This window comes from Salipiger sp. 1_MG-2023, assembly GCF_030547555.1.
In the GTDB taxonomy this organism is placed as follows: domain Bacteria; phylum Pseudomonadota; class Alphaproteobacteria; order Rhodobacterales; family Rhodobacteraceae; genus Salipiger.
Genome location: NZ_JAUOQN010000056.1, coordinates 12379 through 29710, shown reverse-complemented (window position 1 = coordinate 29710; position 17332 = coordinate 12379). Strand labels below are relative to the sequence as shown.

The window sequence follows — 17332 nt, the reverse complement described above, 5'->3', positions numbered from 1 at the left end:
ACCTCACCATAGCCGCAGGGCTCTGAACACAGCGCACCCACCCCGCACAACAGCCGCAACTGCACGAGCTGGTGCAGGAACGGACCCCAATCGTCTTGAAGGGCGAGCAACCCATCCCCTGCCATACCGGGCCGCAATCCCGCTGATATCGGGTGAGCGCGTAGAGGTTATCTATGATGTGGATGCCTCCGGGTCCGACGGCAAGCGGGCGCTGGATCTTGTCCAGGCCGATTGAAAGGTCATCATGACCGAGGCGCAGGACTGACTTGGCACGCTCTGGCTGGACGCAACTGCACTGGTGTCGCGGGCGCCTATTCCGCCATTCTCCCTAGGTGCGGATGGGTTCTGGCAACCCCTCCCCCGGCACCTGATGCAGCGGAGGGCTGTGCGCCGAGGCCTTCTACAAATCTGGCATAAACGCAGGATACACCAAACTTGTAGTACATTGCTTTTTCTACACGCATGGCATAAACAAGAAATACTACAAATTTGGCAAGAGGCTCGCATGGACCAGATCCCGTTTCGCGACGCTGTGGCGCTTGGCCGGGAAATCCGCCGGTCCCGCAAGACTAGAGGCTGGTCGCAAGGCGATCTGGCGCGTTTGTCAGGCACCGATCCGCGCCAGATCTCACGCATCGAAACGGCTGCGCATGAACCGAAACTCAGCCTGTTGCTCGCGGTTGTCGCAGCCCTTGACCTTGATCTTGGCCTGATGCCCCGGCGCGGCGCACCCGGGCAGACTGCCCGTCCCCGCCCCGAAGACATCTTCTGATGGGGCGCCCTGCCCTGACCCGCAAGCTTGACGTCTACCTCAACGGGCGGCTTGCCGGAACATATGGCTACCGCCCATCAGCCGGCGCGCAGTTTCGCTATGATCAGGGTTGGCTGGACTGGCCCTACCGGTTTCCGATCTCGCGCGCCCTGCCCCTGAGCGATGAAACGCAAACCGGCGACAGCGTCGATGCGGTGTTCGAAAACCTGCTTCCCGATGGGCCCGCCCTGCGCCAGGCCATTGCCGAGCGCACAGATGCGCGCAGTGCCCGTCCCCATGACCTGCTGTCGGCCATCGGGCAAGACTGCGTGGGTGCGATGCAGTTTCTGCCCCACGGAGCCCAGCCCGGCGATCCGTTCCGGATCGAGGGCACGCCGCAAACCGATGCGCAGATCGCCGCGACCCTGCGGGCGCTTGGCACCATGCCGCTTGGTATGGCTCCGGGCGAAGCCTTCCGCATCTCGCTTGCCGGGGCGCAGGAAAAAACCGCCTATCTCAAGCAGGACGCGCGTTGGCTCCGCCCTGTCGGTCTGACCCCCACGACCCACATCTTCAAGCGCCCGATGGGCCTCATCGGCGGCGGTCTCGATCTGCGCGACAGCGTCGAGAACGAGTACTTCTGCCTGTTGCTCGCCCGCGAAATGGGGCTGGACGCGGCAGAAGCCGAGATCAGGCAATTCGAGGATCAGACCACCCTTGTCGTCAGCCGGTTCGACCGCAGGGTCAGACCCGCCGGCGGGCTGGTTCGCATCCCGCAAGAGGATTTTCTGCAAGCAATGGGGCTGCCTTCCGCGCTGAAATACCAGCAGCATGGTGGGCCTTCGATGGCCGACTGCCTGACGCTTTTGCAGCAATCGGACACCCCGATCGACGATCAGACAAGCTTTCTGAAAGCACAGATCTTCAACTGGATGATCGCGGCGATCGACGGCCATGCCAAGAATTTCTCGATCTTTCTGGAGGGCGACGGTTTCCGGTTGGCGCCGCTCTATGACATCATCAGCGCCGCGCCCGACCACCTGCGCGCGACGGTGCGCCACAAGGATTTTCAGCTCGCCATGTCTGTGGGTCGACGCGGGCATTACCGCCTTGACCAGATCGTGCCGCGTCATTTCGATGAAACCGCAAAACGCGCCGGGGTGCCGCTGGAGGCGCGACAACGCGCGTTCAGGGAGCTGGTTGATCATGCGCCGGCCGCGCTGAGCCGTGTACGGAGCCGGCTGCCCGAAGGTTTCCCCATCGCGATCTCTGAGCAGATCATCCGCTACGCCGAAGACCGGTTGAGACTGCTCAAGGCGTATGTGGGGCTGGATCATGACGTCGGTTGATCCTTCCGCTTTCTGAGTACGGCCAATTGGCGGGCGCTGCGTATGGGATTCAAAGGGCGCTCTTTCGCTCGAAATTCAGTTCTGAACGAAAGGCCGCGACGCATTCGTCCCGGGCAATGGGGTCGAGTTGACAGCTGTCAACAGGGACGCAACCATTGGCCGTAGGCTGAAGGCGTCGGACCGCGCTTTCCTGGCAATCTGGCGCATATAGCCGCCCGGAGATTTGATCTTATCCAAACGTTGCAGGATGTAACCGACGCTGACGGCGGCGTTTAGCGGGCCCATCGCGGTACAGGCCTCGTTCCAGAGGGCTCGACCGATGCCGATCATTGGGGCGATGACTTTGCTTGTGCCAATCACATCCTCCCAATTGTTCAAGCCGGTCTGGGAATAGCTTTTCAGTTCTGGGCAGACGTGACGGATGGTTGCCAAGCGAACAGGGGGATTTGATTCAATATCTTCTTTTTTTGAATTCTTATGGTGCCGCTCATTCTGGCTGTCGCTGCCGCTCATTTCAGACGTCACAAGGGGCGCTTCGGCGGTGGATTCCAGAGGCTCGTCTTGTGGAAGGGTGCTCAGCAAGCTCTCTTGCAGGGCAAGCAATTCTGCCCGCAGCGCTTCAAGCGCAGAGCGATCAAGCTTGCGACGCAAGGTGCGGCGGCTGAGGTGCAGCTGGTCGTCGGCCGGGTCGATCTGCATGCCCTCGGCCCGGAGGCAGAGCACCAGCGCGGCACAGTCGCGCAGCAGCAGCACGCAATCCTCGCGCAGCGCGCGCCGTTCAGCGGCCTCGGTGCGGGTCTGTTCGGCGAGGCGGGCGATACGGCCGGACAGGCGGTGTAAGGGGGCAAGGTCGAAGCCGAAAGCGCGCGAGATGCCACCATCGCCAGAGCGTCGGGCATAGCGCTTGCCGTTCGGGCTGTCGCGGCGCAGCAGCACCCCGGCCTGAACCAGCGCCGCAAGATGTCGTCTCAGGGTGCTTTCCGCCATGCCATGGCTGCGTTCGGACAGCCGCGCGTTCGACGGGAAAACGATCTGGCCCTCGCCGCTCAGCTGATCGCCGGGCAGGAAAGTCAGCAGCGCCTGCAACACCGAAAGGTCGCGATCCGACAGGCTAAAAGCGCGCCGGGCGACGCCAAGATCCCGCAGCACGTCCCATTTGGACACCGGGGCAGGGGCGGGCGACGCCCGGCGCCCGGCGTTGCGGGCGACGACCAGTTGGCCAAGCGAGACCGGCCCGCCCCCGAACGGGGCAAGTTGTTGGTAGGTCATGTCATGTCACGGGACAAGGATTTCCCGCCCGGTTCAGACGAACCGCTGTTGACAGCTGTCAACGATAGAGGCTACCTTGAGATTGCTACATATCAGGGAAAGCCTTCTGGAACGTCGTTCTGGGGGGCTTTTTCTTTACTGTTTCCTTGTCTTTTCGTGCCTCCTGTTAAGATGGTTTCCTGCTCGTGCGGGGCTAGCGCCCCTGTTCGTCGCGCTTGGCAAGCCAGTCGCGATGAATCTCTTCAATATTTTCCGCAAGCCAGTCGTCAAAGCCACCGGCGGCCTTGCGCGACAGCTCGATCCGCAGGGTGTCGCCGCGGCGTATGACCTGGCCAAGCGTCTTGCCGTCAGCCCGGGTCAGCGCACGTTTCTGTGGCACCGGACGCGGGGCAGGGGAGGGCACAGGTTTCGCCCCTCCGCGCTTTTCCAGCCAGCCGAACAGCCCCTCGAACCGCGCATCGGAGCGCGCGTTGGCCTGCACTGCCAGCATGGCAATGCCATCCTGCGTGTCGAGATCCTGCGCGCCCCAAAGCGCCGCCAGCGCCAGCCAGCGGTCGCGACCGATGCCGGGCGCCGCGCCGATATGTTCGATCAGCTCGACGGGCAGGGTGTCGGCCACTTGCAGCAAGCGCGAGATCAGCGTCTTGTCGGTGGACAGCGCGTCGCAGATCACCTTGCGATCATAGCCCGCATCGCGCATCTGCCGGGCGAAATTCGCCTTTTCGACAAAGCTCAGATCGCGCCGGGCGGAGTTTTCCTGCCCCTGCGCCAGAATCGCCTCGCGGTCATCGAGATCGCGCACCATCGCCTTGACCGGCTGTCCAAGGTCGCGCAGTGCCAGCACCCGGCGGCGGCCGTAGACGATGCGATAGCGGCCCTCGGTCTCGGGATCGGGGCGCACGAGGATGGGCACCTGCTGGCCGTGCTCGCGGATGGATTGCATCAGCTGGGCATGGGCGTCTTCGTCATGTTCGACCCGGTCGCGCAGCCCGCCTTCGGAGATCTGGAACGGATCGATTTCGAGGATGGCGCGGTTTTTCAGATCGGCGATGCTTTGCGACACGGCGCCGATGGCGCCCTTGCTGTAGCGCGGCGCGCGGGCGGGTTTTTCCGCATCGTCGCCGCCGGACGCGCTGTCTGCGATCAACCCGCCGAGAAGGTTCTTGCGTGCCATGTCAGCGTCCCCATGCCTGCTGGACCAGCGCTTCGATTTCGCCGTTGACGGAATCGAGGCTTTCGCGCGCCCGGTCGTAGGTGGCGCGGGTGAACTGGCTGCGCTCGACCTCGTAGAGCGTCTGTTTGGTGATGCCCGCGTCGGAAATCGCGGTGGATTTCAGCACGGTATGGTTCAGCACATGTTCGCCGAACAGCGAGCGCATGAAGCTGACCATCTGGTTTTGCGGCCCGTCGCCGGGCTCGTAACGGGTGACGACGTAGCGCAGCCAGTCATAGGACATGTCGCCGCCCGCCTCGGCCACCACTTCGAGCAGGTTCGAGGTCATCAGCAGGAACTGGCACATCGACATCACGTCGAGCATCTGCGGATGCACCGTGACCAGCACTGCGGTGGCCGCCGACAGCGCCGACATGGTCAAAAAGCCAAGCTGCGGCGGGCAGTCCATGATCACAAGGTCATAATCGTCCTGCACCTGCGCCAGCGCGTCGCCGATGCGGGTAAAGAAGGTGCCGCCGTCTTTTTCCATGATGGCGCGGGGGGTCTCGTGCTCGAATTCCATCAGGTCGAGGTTGCCGGGCACGATGTCGAGCGACGGGAAATAGGTGGGCTGGATGACCTCGCGCAGCGGCACCGGGTCGACATAGCGGATGGCGTCGTACAGCGTGCCGCCGTCGAGCAGGTCAAATTCCGGCTGAAACCCGTGCAGCGCCGAAAGCGACGCCTGCGGGTCCAGATCCACCGCCAGCACCCGGTAGCCATCGAGCGCGCATTTCTGCGCCAGATGCGCCGAGGTGGTGGTCTTGCCCGAGCCGCCCTTGAAGTTGATCACGGTGATCACCTGTAGCGGATCGTCGTATTTGCGACCGCTGCCCTCGGGGGCGGGGCGGCGTCCGGGCAGGTAGGTGGCCTTGGACCGCCCGTCGAGGAAATGGCGCAGCGCGAGGATATCTTCGGCGGAATACAGCCGCCGTCCGCCAGCACCGGTTTCCGGCTGCGGGCCCTTGCCGTCGAGGCTGAGCTTGCGAAGATAGGCATCCTTGACCCCAAGCAGCGCGGCCACCTCGCCAGAGGTGAACTTGCGCAAGGTCTTGCGCGCATGCGGTGGAAACAGCTGCGCCCGATGAGCCTGCAACCGTTCGGAAAGCTTCTCGGCGTGGGTGCCGACAAGCTGGTCGATGCGTGTCTGCCTGCGCATCCTGCCCTCTGTGTTCTCGGGCGCTGTGCGGTTGTTACGCTTTGCGCCGTGTTTTTCGCTTTATAGCGTAAGTTAATGACCCGTTTCTTGGATTCGGACAAGTGTTTTGTCCGAATCTTGTGGTCGGGGTTGGTACCTGCGCCAGCCGGGGAGGGGGGAGGACGGGACTCGTTCGGTTAAATATCTGACGTAAAGGTGTTTTTCACAAGCGCCCTGGCTGGGCACCCCCAGATCGGTCGGTGGGTTTGCCACCTGTCGGCGAGGGGCCGTGCGCTCATCGGCTGGGCGCAAGCACGGTCATCAAGGCATCGCGGCGTGCCGCCGGGTTGCGGGCGATGCCCTTGTTATCGGCCCAAAAGTCGGCGCCACCCCGGCGGTCTTGGCGAGGGTGGCGTCATTCTTGCAGAGATTCGATCGCAGAGGGGAATCAGAACCCGACCACGTCGGCGCCCTTGAGCGCCAGAAGCTCGCGCGCCTCGTCGGGGGTGGCGATCTCCAGCCCGAGCCCTTCGATGATCTGGCGCGCGGCGGTGACCTGCTCGGCGTTGGTCTTGGCCAGCTTGCCCGGCCCGGCCCAGAGCGAATCTTCAAGGCCGACGCGCACATGCCCGCCAAGCGCCGCGGCAATCGCCGCGATCGACAGCTGGTTACGCCCCGCGCCCAGCACCGACCAGCGGTATTGATCGCCGAACAGCCGGTCGGCGGTGCGCTTCATATGCATGACATCGTCGTAATGCGCGCCGATGCCGCCCATCAGCCCGAACACCGTCTGGATAAACAGCGGCCCCTTCACCAGCCCGGCATCGAAGAAATGCTTGAGGTTATAAAGATGCGCCGTGTCGTAGCATTCGAATTCGAACCGCGTGCCATGCGCCGACAGGGTGGTGATGATATGTTCGATGTCTTCGAAGGTATTGCGGAACAGGATGCCCTTGTTGCCAAGGTAGTCGCGTTCCCACTGGTGTTTGAGCTGCGCATCAAAGCGCCCGAGCATCGGGAACAGCCCGAAGTTCATCGAGCCCATGTTGAGCGAGGCCAGCTCGGGTTTCCAGGTGTTGGCGGGGCGCACCCGGTCCTGAATGCTCATCGTCGGCGCGCCGCCGGTGGTGATGTTCACCACGCAGGCAGAGCGCTGCTTGATGACCTTGAGAAACGGATCGAAGGCTTCGGGGGTCTGATCGGGCCGCCCGTCCTGAGGATCGCGCGCGTGCAGGTGGACCACCGCTGCGCCCGCCTCGGCGGCGCCGATGGCGGCCTCGGCGATCTCGGAGGCGGAGACCGGCAGGTATTCGGACATCGACGGGGTGTGGATCGCGCCGGTGACGGCGCAGGTGATGATGACCTTGCGTTTGGGGGCCATGGGATCAGTCCTTTTGGGTCAGTGTTTGCAGGAAGCCGGCGAGCGCGGTCAGGTCGCGGTCTCGCCGCGCGGTAAGCTCGGGGACGCGCTCGGGCGCGGGCAGGGCGCTTGCCAATTGCCTCGCCACCTCGGGGGTGAAGGCCTCGCCGCGCGCGGCGCCATCGGACAGGCGCGCCATGGTCGGGCCGTAGCGGTCGAGATAGTCGGCCACGCCGCCCGGCGCGTTGAGGTTGATGGTTTCCAGCGCGCCCAGCAGCACCCAGCGCCGGGCAAGCCCGTGGCGCAGCGTGTCGTCCACGCCCTTTGCCGTAACGATGCCCTCGGCCACCAGCCGCAGCGATTCTGCCAGCAACACCGCCTGAAGACGGTTGAGCACAAAGCCGTCGATCTCGGCGCTCATGCGCACGGGCACCTGTTTCACCAAGGTCATGAAGGCCTCGGCGCGGTCCATGACCTCGGGCGTGGTGTCCGGCGAGGGGCACAGTTCCACCACCGGGATCACGTGCGGCGGGTTGACCGGATGGGCGACGAGGATGCGCCCGCGCCCGGACAGGCCGTCGTTGAAGGACGACGCCACCAGCGCACTGCTGGAGGAGGCAAGCACCGCGTCCGGCGCGGCGAGCCGATCCAGATCGGCATAGATGGCGCGCTTGATGTCCAGCTTTTCGGGGCCGTTTTCCTGAACCCAGGCCGCGCCTTCCAGCGCGCCGGCCATGTCGGGATGGGTGGTGACGTTGTCCAGTATGCCAAGGTCTTCGCCGGCCTCGTCGCACATCGCCTTTAGCGCGCCGCGCACGCCCTGCAGCACCTCGGGGTTGGCATCCCAGACCCGGACGGGGCAACCCGCGCGGGCAAAGACGATGGTCCATGCGCGGCCGATCAGGCCGCAGCCGATGATGGCAACGGTTGGTCTCATGTGGTCTCCTCCTCTGGCGGCGGGATCAGTCCGCGCCGCCCTCATTCTGTTTCAGCGTCGCGCCAAGATCGATTGCGGCATCGGAAATATCCTTGACGATGGCTGCGCGCAGGGCGTCGGCATCGCGGTCGCGCAGCGCCTGTTCGGCAAGGTCGTGGCTTTCCATCGACCGGGCGAAATGGTTGGGCGAGGTCACCGCGTGGCGGATCAGCGGGCCAACCCGCAGCCACATGCCTTCGATCACGCCCATCAGCACGGGCCGTTCGGCGGCGCGGTAGATCAGCTTGTGAAACCGCCAGTTGCTTTCCAGATAGCGGTCGGCGTTGCGCTCATCCGCGGCGCGGCGCATCATCGCGCAGGCGTTGGCGATGATGCGGATCTGCGCCGCCGTGATCTTTTCGATGGCGAGCGTGGCGGCGAACCCTTCGAGTTCCAGCCGGATGTCGCGGATATCGTTCAATTCTGCCTCGGTCAGGATCGGCACGCGCAGCACGCGGTTGCCGCCCCAGACCTCGAGCCCGCCATCGGATTCCAGCTGGCGCAGCGCCTCGCGCACCGGGGTTACGCTGGTGCCCAGAACGGCGGCGGTGCGGCGCAGGCTGATTTCCTCGCCGGGCTGGAAATAGCCGGAAATCAGCGCCTCGCGCAGGCAGGCATAGATTTGCGCCTGCGCGGTTTCCCCCTCGCGCAGCGCCAGCGGCCCAAGCCGCGCCCATCCGTCCAGTTCCTGCGTGTTGATCATGCGCCGCTCACGGTGAATCATGCCCCTAAGTGTGATCTCGGTTTCCTCATGATACGAGTGATAAATTCATAAAGTCCATAAAAACATGATAAATAATTTGATTGACCGCCGAGGATGTATTGAATTAGCGTTAAGTGAGATCACACTTTGATCCCCGGAACGATCCGAGGAGGAAGAGGGACGGGAGGCCCTTGATCATGAAGCATTTCACACTGACCCTATCCGCCGCGCTGCTGCTTGGCACCTCTGCGCTGGCGCAGGAGACCCGCACATTCGATGTCAGCCTGCCGCTGGGAGCCGAGAGCCACCACGCCGTGGGGGTACTGAAATTCGGCGAAGAGCTGGAGCGGCTTTCCGAGGGTCGCCTGACCATCCGCCCGCATTACGACAATGCGCTCGGGGCCGAGCGCGAAGTGGTCGAGGGCATGGGCTTTGGCCTGATCGACATGGGCATCACCTCGACCGGGCCGATGGGCGGCTTTGCCCCGGAGTTCATGCTGTTCGACCTGCCCTATGTGTTCAAGGACCACGCCCATGCGCATGGCTTTCTTGACAGCGAATATGGCGAGCAACTGGCGGGCGTGATCGAAGCGGCAGCCGGGGTCAAGGTGCTGACCTGGATGGAAAACGGTTTCCGCCACGAGACCAATTCCGTGCGTGCGATCAACACGCTTGAGGATCTCAAGGGCATCAAGCACCGCACGCAGGAAAGCTCGGTGCAGGTCGATACCTGGACGGCGCTTGGCACCAATGCCTCGCCCATGGCCTGGACCGAGGTGTTCACCGCGCTGCAACAGGGCGTTGTGGAAAGCCAGGAAAACCCGGTGCCGACAATTTACGATGTGCGCTTTTACGAGGTGCAGGACTATCTGACCATGTCCCAGCACGTCTATTCCCCGGCGCCCTTCATGATCGGCGCGGCGCTGTTTGACTCGCTCTCGCCCGAGGATCAGGCGATCCTGCTTGAAGCGGCGGAGCTGGCCCGGCCGGTGCAGCGCGAAGCCTCGGTGGCGATGGAAGAGAAGTATCTCGGGGAGCTTCAGGAGCTGGGTATGGAAGTCACCCGCCCCGATCTGGCCCCGTTCCGCGAGGCGGTCGCCCCGGTGATCGAAAAGTGGAAGGATCAGGTTGGCGCCGAGCTGGTCGATGCGGCCATGAGTTTCGAGCCCGCCACCAACTGATCACAACGGCGCGCCGGCGGATCCGTTCGGCGCGCTTATCTGTCCCCCCGACCCGAGGTAGCAAGATGCAAGGCGCGCTGCGCATGACCGTCCGCGCAGTGGACGGCATCAACTGGATCGTGGGCTGGCTGCTGGCCGGGCTGATCCTTGTCATGACGGTGCTCATCAGCTGGCAGGTGTTCGCCCGCTACGTGATGGGCGATTCCCTGAGCTTTTCCGAAGAGGTGGCGCGGTTTTCCATGGTCTGGATGACCATGCTGGGGGCCGCTTATGCCTATCGCTATGGCTCGCTGATTTCGGTCGATCTGTTGACCTCGCTGTCGGGTCCACGGGTGGCGCGAGGCTTGCGCATCGTGGTGGCGGCGGCGTCGTGCCTGTTTGCCTATGTGTTGCTGAGCGAAGGGCTGAACATCACGCAGCGCGTGGCGATGCAGGTGGCGCCCAGCACACGGGTGTCGATGGCGTGGCTTTATGGTGCGATGCCCGCCGGGGCGGCGCTGATGCTGCTGAACGCGGTGGCGATCCTTGCCGAGGATTTCGCCGGGCTGCGAGACGACCCGGCGCTCGATGGGGAGGGCTCGGCATGATCGCGCTTTTGTTCGGCTCCTTGCTGCTGCTGCTGATCGTCGGCGTGCCGGTGACCTTTGCGCTGGGGCTCGCCGCCATCGCGACGATCTGGCAGGGCAGCATCATGCCGCTGCTGATCGTTCCGCAGGAAATGATCCGCTCGGTCAATTCCTTTCCGCTGCTGGCGATCCCATTCTTCATCCTCGCGGGCAACCTGATGCAAGAGGGCGGGATCTCCGCCCGGTTGGTGAATTTTTCCAAGACGCTGGTGGGGTCGATGACCGGCGGGCTGGCGATGGTGGCGATTGTCACCTCGGCGTTCTTTGCCGCGATTTCCGGGTCGGGCGCGGCGACAACCGCCGCTGTCGGCGCGATCCTGATCCCGGCAATGGTGACGCAGGGCTATTCCAAACGCTATGCGGCGGCGAACCAGGCCGCGTCGGGGGCGCTGGGGGTGATCATCCCGCCAAGCATCCCGCTGATCCTCTATGCGATCTCGGCCAACCAGTCGGTGGGGGATATGTTCCTTGCCGGGGTGCTGCCGGGCGCGCTGGTGGTGGTTTCGCTGCTGACCTATGCGTTTTTCCACGCCCGAGGCATGCAGACCGCCCCCGGCGAGCCGACATCGTTGCGTGAAATCCTTGTGGCCGGGTGGAAGGCTTTGCTGGCGCTGGCCATGCCCGCGCTGATCCTTGGCGGCATCTATGGCGGCATCGTCACCCCGACCGAAGCGGCGGTGGTTGCCGTGGTCTATGCGCTGATCGTGGGCGGCGTGATCTACCGCGAACTGCCGCTCCGGGCGATCCCGCGCATTCTGCGCACCAGCGCCGTGACCTCGGCGGTCGTGCTGTCGATCATCGCGGCGGCCGGGCTTTACGGGCGGATCATCCTGCAACTGCGGGTGCCCAGCGTGATCTCCGATTTTGTGGTCGGGGCCATCGACAGCCCGTGGCTGTTCATCATCCTCGTGAACCTGCTGCTCTTGCTGGTGGGGATGTTCCTTGAAGCCGCCGCCGCCATCCTGATCTTTACCCCGATCCTGTTGCCCATCGCGCTTACTTTTGGGTTCGACCCGGTGCATTTTGGCGTCATCATGGTGGTCAACCTTGCCATGGGGATGTTCACGCCGCCGGTCGGGCTCAACCTGTTCATCGCCTCAAGCATCGCGCGCATCGGCGTGCCACAGATCGCGCGGGGGGTCATTCCCTTTGTCGCCATCCTGCTGGTGGATCTGCTGATCATCAGCTTCCTGCCGTGGCTGTCGCTGGTGTTTACCTCACAATAAAGGACCCGAATATGGATCTGAATCTGACTGGCGCGCGGGTGATCGTCACCGCTGGCGCCAACGGCATCGGCCGCGCCATCGTCGAAGGCTTTCTGGCCGAAGGCGCGCGCGTCGCCACCTGCGATATCGACGAGGCCGGGCTTGCCAGCCTGCCCGAGGCGGTGTTCCGCACCCGTGTCGATGTTTCCGACAAAGCCGCCCTCGGCGCGTTCATGGACGCGGCGGCGGCGCAGCTCGGCGGCATCGATTGCCTTGTGAACAACGCCGGGATCGCCGGGCCGACGGGCCGGATCGAAGAGCTGGATCTGGCAGAGGTCGAGCAATGCCTTGCCATCTGCCTCACCAGCCAGTTCCTGACCACCGCGCGTGCGGTGCCGCATCTGCGGGCCAGCGACAATGCGTCCATCGTCAATGTCTCGTCTCTGGCGGGGCGGCTGGGGTTCCGTCAGCGCAGCCCCTATGCGGCGGCCAAGTGGGGGGTGATCGGGTTGACCAAATCCATGGCGATCGAGCTTGGCCCCGACGCGATCCGGGTCAACGCGCTGCTGCCCGGGTTGGTGGCCGGAGAACGCCAGCGCCGGGTGCTGGAGGCGCGGGCGCAAGCGCAGGGCATCAGCTTTGAAGAGGCCGAACGCGACGCGTTTTCGCGCACCTCGATCAAGCAATACGTGACGCCCGAGCAGCTTGCCGATCAGGTGCTGTACCTCGCCAGCCCGCGCGGGGCGACCATTTCGGGGCAGGCGCTGTCGGTCTGCGGCGATACCGGAATGCTGGGGTAGCGGCTGGGCGCATGGCTTTGATGTGAGACGGGCGGCGCGCGGCCCCCGTTCCACATCTTTGTGACCGCTGCCGGTACCATCCGGCCAAATCTGCCGCAAGACGATTCAGACGTCGTTCCTTGCTTCATTCTGAATGCCGGGGTTTTCGCAGTGCACAGGGCGGCGGCGCTCTTGCTGCGGCCAAGCCGGACGAACTGACAGCGGCGGGATCGCGCTCTGCGGGCGAGCAGAGCATTCACCCGGCGAACATCAGCACCCCGACCAAAGCGCTGAGTGGCGATATTAACCGGCGCACTTAGGGTGCCGACGTTGGTCGAGAAACCCTCCCCGAGGGCCTCCCATCTTCCCAACGACGAGGCCATCGCCTGCCGCGTCACCGTCCTCTGTTGTGCCTGTGCTGCGCTGTGCATCAGGCGGACCCGCTGCGGATTTTGCGCGGCAAAGATGCGGATCAGACTGCATATAGGCCGGTCCGGGGGACAGCTGTTCGATTGCGGATCGGAACTTTTGCGCGTGCCTCACTAGGTGGGGATTGCCAAGCCTCTCCTTACTCGGTGCGCTGGCGCACAGAAATGGTGTGATGCCCGAAAACAAGCCGCATTGGCGGTGAATGTTACACGGATAGCTGTGCAGGCAGCTTGGCTGATGGAAAACTATTTTTATAAAACATATGGATATGAAGTTTCATCTGGTGATGGTCATTTGTTCCACCCAGATTTCTCACATCCCCAAGAGCGCGCGAGAGCGATCCTGTGATTTGAAACCTTGGGCCGTGCGACCGATATCTACCCCACAAGACGGAAACGTCGAACACAGACGCACATAACCAGATATCGGAGACTTCACATGAACCGCATCGCTCTCATTGCCGCCGCAGCCATCACCGCAACCGCCGCTCTTTCGGGCGCCGCGTCGGCCCAGCCCAACAACACCGGCGACGCAGCCCGCAAAGCCCTGTCGCAGATTGCTCCGAACGCTGACGTTGCTTCGCTGAGCAACTCCGAAGCGGTCGCCGCATGGCAGGTGGTTTCGGACGAAGGCAGCGCCGCCGAGGCGAAATTTCGGGCCGAGGCGCTGATCCGCAACTTCAACAGCTGATCCATGGCCGTACCAGACGGGCGAAGCGCCTGTTTTGGAACGACACTTAAGCCCAACTTGAACCTAAGGGGCGCCCTGACCGGGGCGCTCCTTTTCTCATGCGCGGCGCCGGGCCTGTTGCCCGTGGGCGTTCAGCTGTCAGACATGAGCTACCTGACCGGAACGCACCCGCGACGCGTCCCGTGAAGACGCCAGATGCGACGCTGCGTGTTCCTGCCCCGCAGCGACACCCAATTGGGCCTGCCCCTGAAAGAGCGTTGCGCGCGGCAAATCCCCCTTGCGGCTTCAGGTTCCCGGGATCGGCTGCCAGCGGCCCTCCGCACCCGGGGCGAATTGCGGGATATGCGCCAGCGACACCAAACTGTCCGCGTCCGGCCCGAGCGTTTCGCGCCAGTCCTGCGCTTCGGTCAGGATGACTCCGGCGCCAACGAGGTTGCCGCCCGCCTGCCGCACAAGATCCAGCGCCCCCTTGAGGCTGGAGCCCGACGCCACCACGTCATCGACCACCACAACCCGTTTGCCCGCGATCAGCGGGATCGCCGCGCGATCCAGCAGGATCCGTTGCTCGCCCTTGGACGTGATCGAGGTCAGCGTTTGCACCAGCGCATCCGCCAGATGCAGCTTGGGCGATTTTTGCAGCACAACGTAGTGATCAAGGCCAAGCGCCCGCGTCACCTCGATGGCGACGGGAATGCCCAGCGTCGCGGGGCCGACGATGATGTCGGGCTTCATCGGGGCGATTTTCGCCGCGAGCCGTTCGCCGACATGGGCGCCAAAGCGCACGCCAAGGTCGATCACCATCATCAGAGAGATCGCGAATTCGGGGTTGATCGGCACGATCGGCAGATCGAGGCCGAAGCCTTCGACATCGACATGCCAGGTCTGTGCGGCGGTCTGGTCTTTCATTTACTGGGCTCCCTGAAGGACATCGCAGGTTCGATCCACCAGCCGACGCGCCGCCATGTGCTGCGCTTTGTGCCAAGGTCGAATCCGTAAAGGCTGAGTGAGAAGGAAATGGCGTGGGCGGTGCGAATGGCCTGCACCAGCAGCGGCACGCCGCGCGCGAGGGCAAAGCGCAGTTTGCGCAGAAAGCTCACGTCGTCGATTTCCATGCCGCGGGCGCGCTGTGCATCGGCGATGCGTTCGAATTCATCGCGCAGCATCGGGATGATGCCGAACAGCAGCGACAGCACAAGCGTAACGATGGGCGGCAGCCGCGCCGCCGAGCAGGCCGCCAGAATGGCGCCGGGGCTCGACGTTTCCATGACGAAATAGAACAGCGCCGTGGTGGCCACCAGACGCGCGGCCATCTTTGCGGCGACGCCAAGCGCGTCCAGCGGGGCAAGCCCTTGGATCGTCAGGTTGATCATCCAGCTGACGATGACCATCAGGGTCAGCAGCCCGGCTCCCTTGAGATAGCCGCGCAAGCCGGGCACCCGGTCCAGCACCAGCCCGGCGACGATCAGCGCCGCATAGGGCAGGCCCCAGCGCCAGTCCGGCGCCAGCCAGGCGAGGATCATCAGGCCAAAGGCGGCGCCGAGCTTGGCAAAGAAATTGAGATCGGCAAGGCGGCTCATGCGGCAGTCCTTTGATGGGCGCGGGGCAGGGGCCAGCCAAGGGCGGCGAAGGCCGGGCTGTGCCAGCCCTCGGGCACCGGGCCGTCCTGCGGGATGTGGCCATCCGCGACGATGGCAAGGCGCGTGGCCACGTCATCGACAAGATCAAGATCATGCGAGATCAGCATCACCGCGCGCCCCGATCCGGTCATGCGCGACAGGAAGGTTTCCAGCAGGGCGCGCCCGTGCAGATCGCGGGCCAGAAGCGGTTCGTCGACAATGGCGATGGCCGCCCCCGACGCATCGGCGCAGGCCAGCCCGAGCTGGCCCTGCTGGCGCGCCGACAGGGCAAAGGGGTTGGTTTCCTCATGCCCGGCAAGCCCGTAGCGGGCCAGCACGGTTGCGGTGTCTTCATCACCCGCACCCATGGAGCGGGCAAAGTCGATTTCCTCGGCCACGCTCATGTGGAACAGGATCTGGCGCATGGATTGCGGCACATAGGCGATGTGGCGGGCACGGCGCGCGATGGTCCAGCCGGTGGCGTCGGTGCCGCCCAGCACGATGCGTCCAGCCGCGGCGGGGGCGAGGCCGAGTATCGATTTCATCAGCGTTGTCTTGCCCGCGCCATTGCGCCCGATCACGGCAAGCACCTCGCCCGCCTTCAGCGACAGTTCGGCCTTTTCCAGCACCGGCGCGCCGTCGGCGCGGGTCAGCTTTGTGCGCAGGCCGGCGACGGCCAGCAGCTCGGGGCCGGTTGCGGGCGGCGTGCGGGCGGGCGTGGTGCGGCGGGGCGGCAGAAGGCCAGCGCCAGTCCATAGCGCGGCGTCGTCCAGCGCCGGGCCAAGGGCGCGCGGGGCCGCCAGTTTGCCCCCCGAAAGCAGCGCGAGGTCGCTACAAACCGGGGCCAGCGCGCTGGCATCCTGTTCGGTGACGATCATGCCCGAGACATGCGCCGCAGCCTCGACAAGCGCGTCGCACAGACGGGCGCGCGCCGCCGGGTCCAGCCCGGTGGTCGGCTCGTCCAGCACCACCAGCGTGGGTTGCGAGGCAAGAGCTGCGGCAAGCACGACCATGCGCCGCTCGCCCCCCGACAGGGTGAGCACCCGGCGTCCGGCCAGCGCCGTCAGCTGCAGCTGTGTCATCAAGGCGCGCACGCGCTCGCGGATCTGCGCGCGGGGCAGGGCGCGGTTTTCCAGCGGGAAGGCGATGATGTCTTCGACCGAAAGATCCCAGAGCTGGTCTTCGGCGGATTGGGCGACATAGCCAAGGCGCGAAAACAGCGCGGCGTGGGGCAGGGTGGTCACCTCTTCGCCTGCGAGCGACACGCGCCCGGAATATTGCGGGATCGGCAGGATCTGCGGAATGATCCCCGCCAGCGCCATGGCCAGCGTCGATTTCCCGCTGCCGGTCGCGCCGCAAATCAGCAGGCGCTGGCCCTCGCCAAGGGCAAGGTCAGCGTCCTGCACAAGGGGCTCGGCAGTGCCGAACCCCAGCGTCAGTTTGTCAGCGTTCAGCAGCATCAGAAGCGCTTGAACCCGGAGGGGTGCGCGGCGGTCAGGATCTTGAGCGCGGGCACCACCAGCAGCGGCGTTCCGATCAGCATCGGCACGATGTCGGACAGGCCGAGGTAGCCAACCGCCCACCAGAACGGAAAGATCCCCAGAGCGGCAAGGCTGGCGGACACTGCGACCACCATCGCCAGACCCACGGCAAGGCAGACCAGCGCGATGCGGATCAGCGCGCTTTTGTCAAAGCTGGTCTTGGCGGGGCTGAACAGCAGGCCGGGCACAAGGCCGGTCAGGCCGACCATGATGCCATCGACGATCAGCGAATGCGCCGGGATGAAGGTGCCCGCCAGCAGCGACCAGACGATGGTGCCGAGATAGCCGCAGATAAAGCCGCTTTTCCAGCCCAGCAGGATGCCGACCAGCGGCGGCAGAAACGCAAAGATGCGCCACTGGATCACGCCGGGCACCAGCTGGATCGGGTTGGCATAGGCCCAGAGCACGCCGGTGGCGGCTGCGGCGACGATGGAAAGCACGATCGGAAAGAGGCTGGAGCCGCCATCCTTGGAAAGGGTCTGTGTGGTCATAGGAGGATTCCCTGT

At 64.5% G+C, this 17332-nt stretch carries 17 protein-coding genes; 7 read left to right on the top strand and 10 right to left on the bottom strand.

Annotated elements, in window-relative coordinates; all coding sequences use genetic code 11:
• The first annotated feature begins 505 nt into the window (after positions 1-505).
• Both Q4543_RS19955 and Q4543_RS19950 read left to right on the top strand, forming a co-directional pair.
• Entirely contained in the window at positions 506-772 is a 267-nt protein-coding gene (locus Q4543_RS19955) for a helix-turn-helix domain-containing protein (RefSeq protein ID WP_303441220.1), read from the top strand.
• Positions 772-2100 carry a type II toxin-antitoxin system HipA family toxin gene (locus Q4543_RS19950; protein WP_303441217.1) on the top strand — a complete coding sequence of 443 codons (1329 nt, stop codon included), beginning with the start codon at positions 772-774 and terminating at the stop codon, positions 2098-2100. The genes Q4543_RS19955 and Q4543_RS19950 overlap by 1 nt, the downstream gene beginning before the upstream one ends.
• Before the next feature lie 75 nt (positions 2101-2175).
• Here the strand turns inward: Q4543_RS19950 and repC are convergent, their stop codons facing one another.
• The 6 genes from repC to Q4543_RS19920 form a co-directional block, all read right to left on the bottom strand.
• Entirely contained in the window at positions 2176-3369 is a 1194-nt protein-coding gene (gene repC, locus Q4543_RS19945) for a plasmid replication protein RepC (RefSeq protein ID WP_303441215.1), read from the bottom strand.
• Between the two features lie 193 nt (positions 3370-3562).
• Positions 3563-4543, bottom strand: a complete 981-nt coding sequence (gene repB, locus Q4543_RS19940) for a plasmid partitioning protein RepB (protein ID WP_303441212.1) — start codon at positions 4541-4543, stop codon at positions 3563-3565.
• A 1-nt stretch (position 4544) separates the two neighbouring features.
• A complete protein-coding gene (gene repA, locus Q4543_RS19935; protein WP_216002750.1) occupies positions 4545-5741 on the bottom strand; it encodes a plasmid partitioning protein RepA in 1197 nt (398 codons plus the stop codon).
• Between the two features lie 427 nt (positions 5742-6168).
• Positions 6169-7101, bottom strand: a complete 933-nt coding sequence (locus Q4543_RS19930; RefSeq protein WP_303441211.1) for a 3-keto-5-aminohexanoate cleavage protein — start codon at positions 7099-7101, stop codon at positions 6169-6171.
• 4 nt (positions 7102-7105) lie between these two features.
• Positions 7106-8017: a 3-hydroxyacyl-CoA dehydrogenase NAD-binding domain-containing protein gene (locus Q4543_RS19925; protein WP_303441210.1), complete on the bottom strand. Its 912-nt coding sequence runs from the start codon at positions 8015-8017 to the stop codon at positions 7106-7108.
• Positions 8018-8042: 25 nt separating this feature from the next.
• Positions 8043-8759, bottom strand: coding sequence for a GntR family transcriptional regulator (locus Q4543_RS19920; protein ID WP_303441209.1), 717 nt, complete (start codon positions 8757-8759; stop codon positions 8043-8045).
• Positions 8760-8956: 197 nt separating this feature from the next.
• Between Q4543_RS19920 and Q4543_RS19915 the strand changes: the two genes are divergently transcribed.
• The 5 genes from Q4543_RS19915 to Q4543_RS19895 all read left to right on the top strand — a co-directional run bounded on the left by Q4543_RS19915 (position 8957) and on the right by Q4543_RS19895 (position 13669).
• Positions 8957-9940, top strand: a complete 984-nt coding sequence (locus Q4543_RS19915) for a TRAP transporter substrate-binding protein (RefSeq protein WP_303441208.1) — start codon at positions 8957-8959, stop codon at positions 9938-9940.
• A gap of 83 nt (positions 9941-10023) precedes the next feature.
• A complete protein-coding gene (locus tag Q4543_RS19910) occupies positions 10024-10527 on the top strand; it encodes a TRAP transporter small permease (protein ID WP_303441207.1) in 504 nt (167 codons plus the stop codon).
• On the top strand, positions 10524-11792 hold the full coding sequence (locus Q4543_RS19905; protein WP_303441205.1) for a TRAP transporter large permease: 1269 nt from the start codon (positions 10524-10526) through the stop codon (positions 11790-11792). The genes Q4543_RS19910 and Q4543_RS19905 overlap by 4 nt, the downstream gene beginning before the upstream one ends.
• Positions 11793-11803: 11 nt before the next feature.
• Complete coding sequence (locus Q4543_RS19900) at positions 11804-12571, top strand: SDR family oxidoreductase (RefSeq protein WP_303441203.1); 768 nt, start codon at positions 11804-11806, stop codon at positions 12569-12571.
• 846 nt (positions 12572-13417) lie between these two features.
• Positions 13418-13669, top strand: a complete 252-nt coding sequence (locus tag Q4543_RS19895) for a hypothetical protein (RefSeq protein ID WP_303441201.1) — start codon at positions 13418-13420, stop codon at positions 13667-13669.
• 285 nt (positions 13670-13954) lie between these two features.
• Here the strand turns inward: Q4543_RS19895 and Q4543_RS19890 are convergent, their stop codons facing one another.
• Genes Q4543_RS19890 through Q4543_RS19875 form a run of 4 tightly spaced genes read right to left on the bottom strand, consistent with a single transcriptional unit; the run spans position 13955 to position 17317 of the window.
• On the bottom strand, positions 13955-14575 hold the full coding sequence (locus Q4543_RS19890) for a phosphoribosyltransferase family protein (protein WP_303441200.1): 621 nt from the start codon (positions 14573-14575) through the stop codon (positions 13955-13957).
• Positions 14572-15246, bottom strand: coding sequence for an energy-coupling factor transporter transmembrane protein EcfT (locus tag Q4543_RS19885; RefSeq protein WP_303441199.1), 675 nt, complete (start codon positions 15244-15246; stop codon positions 14572-14574). Before Q4543_RS19885 ends, Q4543_RS19890 begins: the two co-directional genes overlap by 4 nt.
• Positions 15243-16745, bottom strand: coding sequence for an ABC transporter ATP-binding protein (locus Q4543_RS19880; RefSeq protein WP_303441197.1), 1503 nt, complete (start codon positions 16743-16745; stop codon positions 15243-15245). Before Q4543_RS19880 ends, Q4543_RS19885 begins: the two co-directional genes overlap by 4 nt.
• Complete coding sequence (locus Q4543_RS19875) at positions 16745-17317, bottom strand: aminotriazole resistance protein (RefSeq protein ID WP_216002762.1); 573 nt, start codon at positions 17315-17317, stop codon at positions 16745-16747. The genes Q4543_RS19880 and Q4543_RS19875 overlap by 1 nt, the downstream gene beginning before the upstream one ends.
• Positions 17318-17332 lie beyond the last annotated feature (15 nt).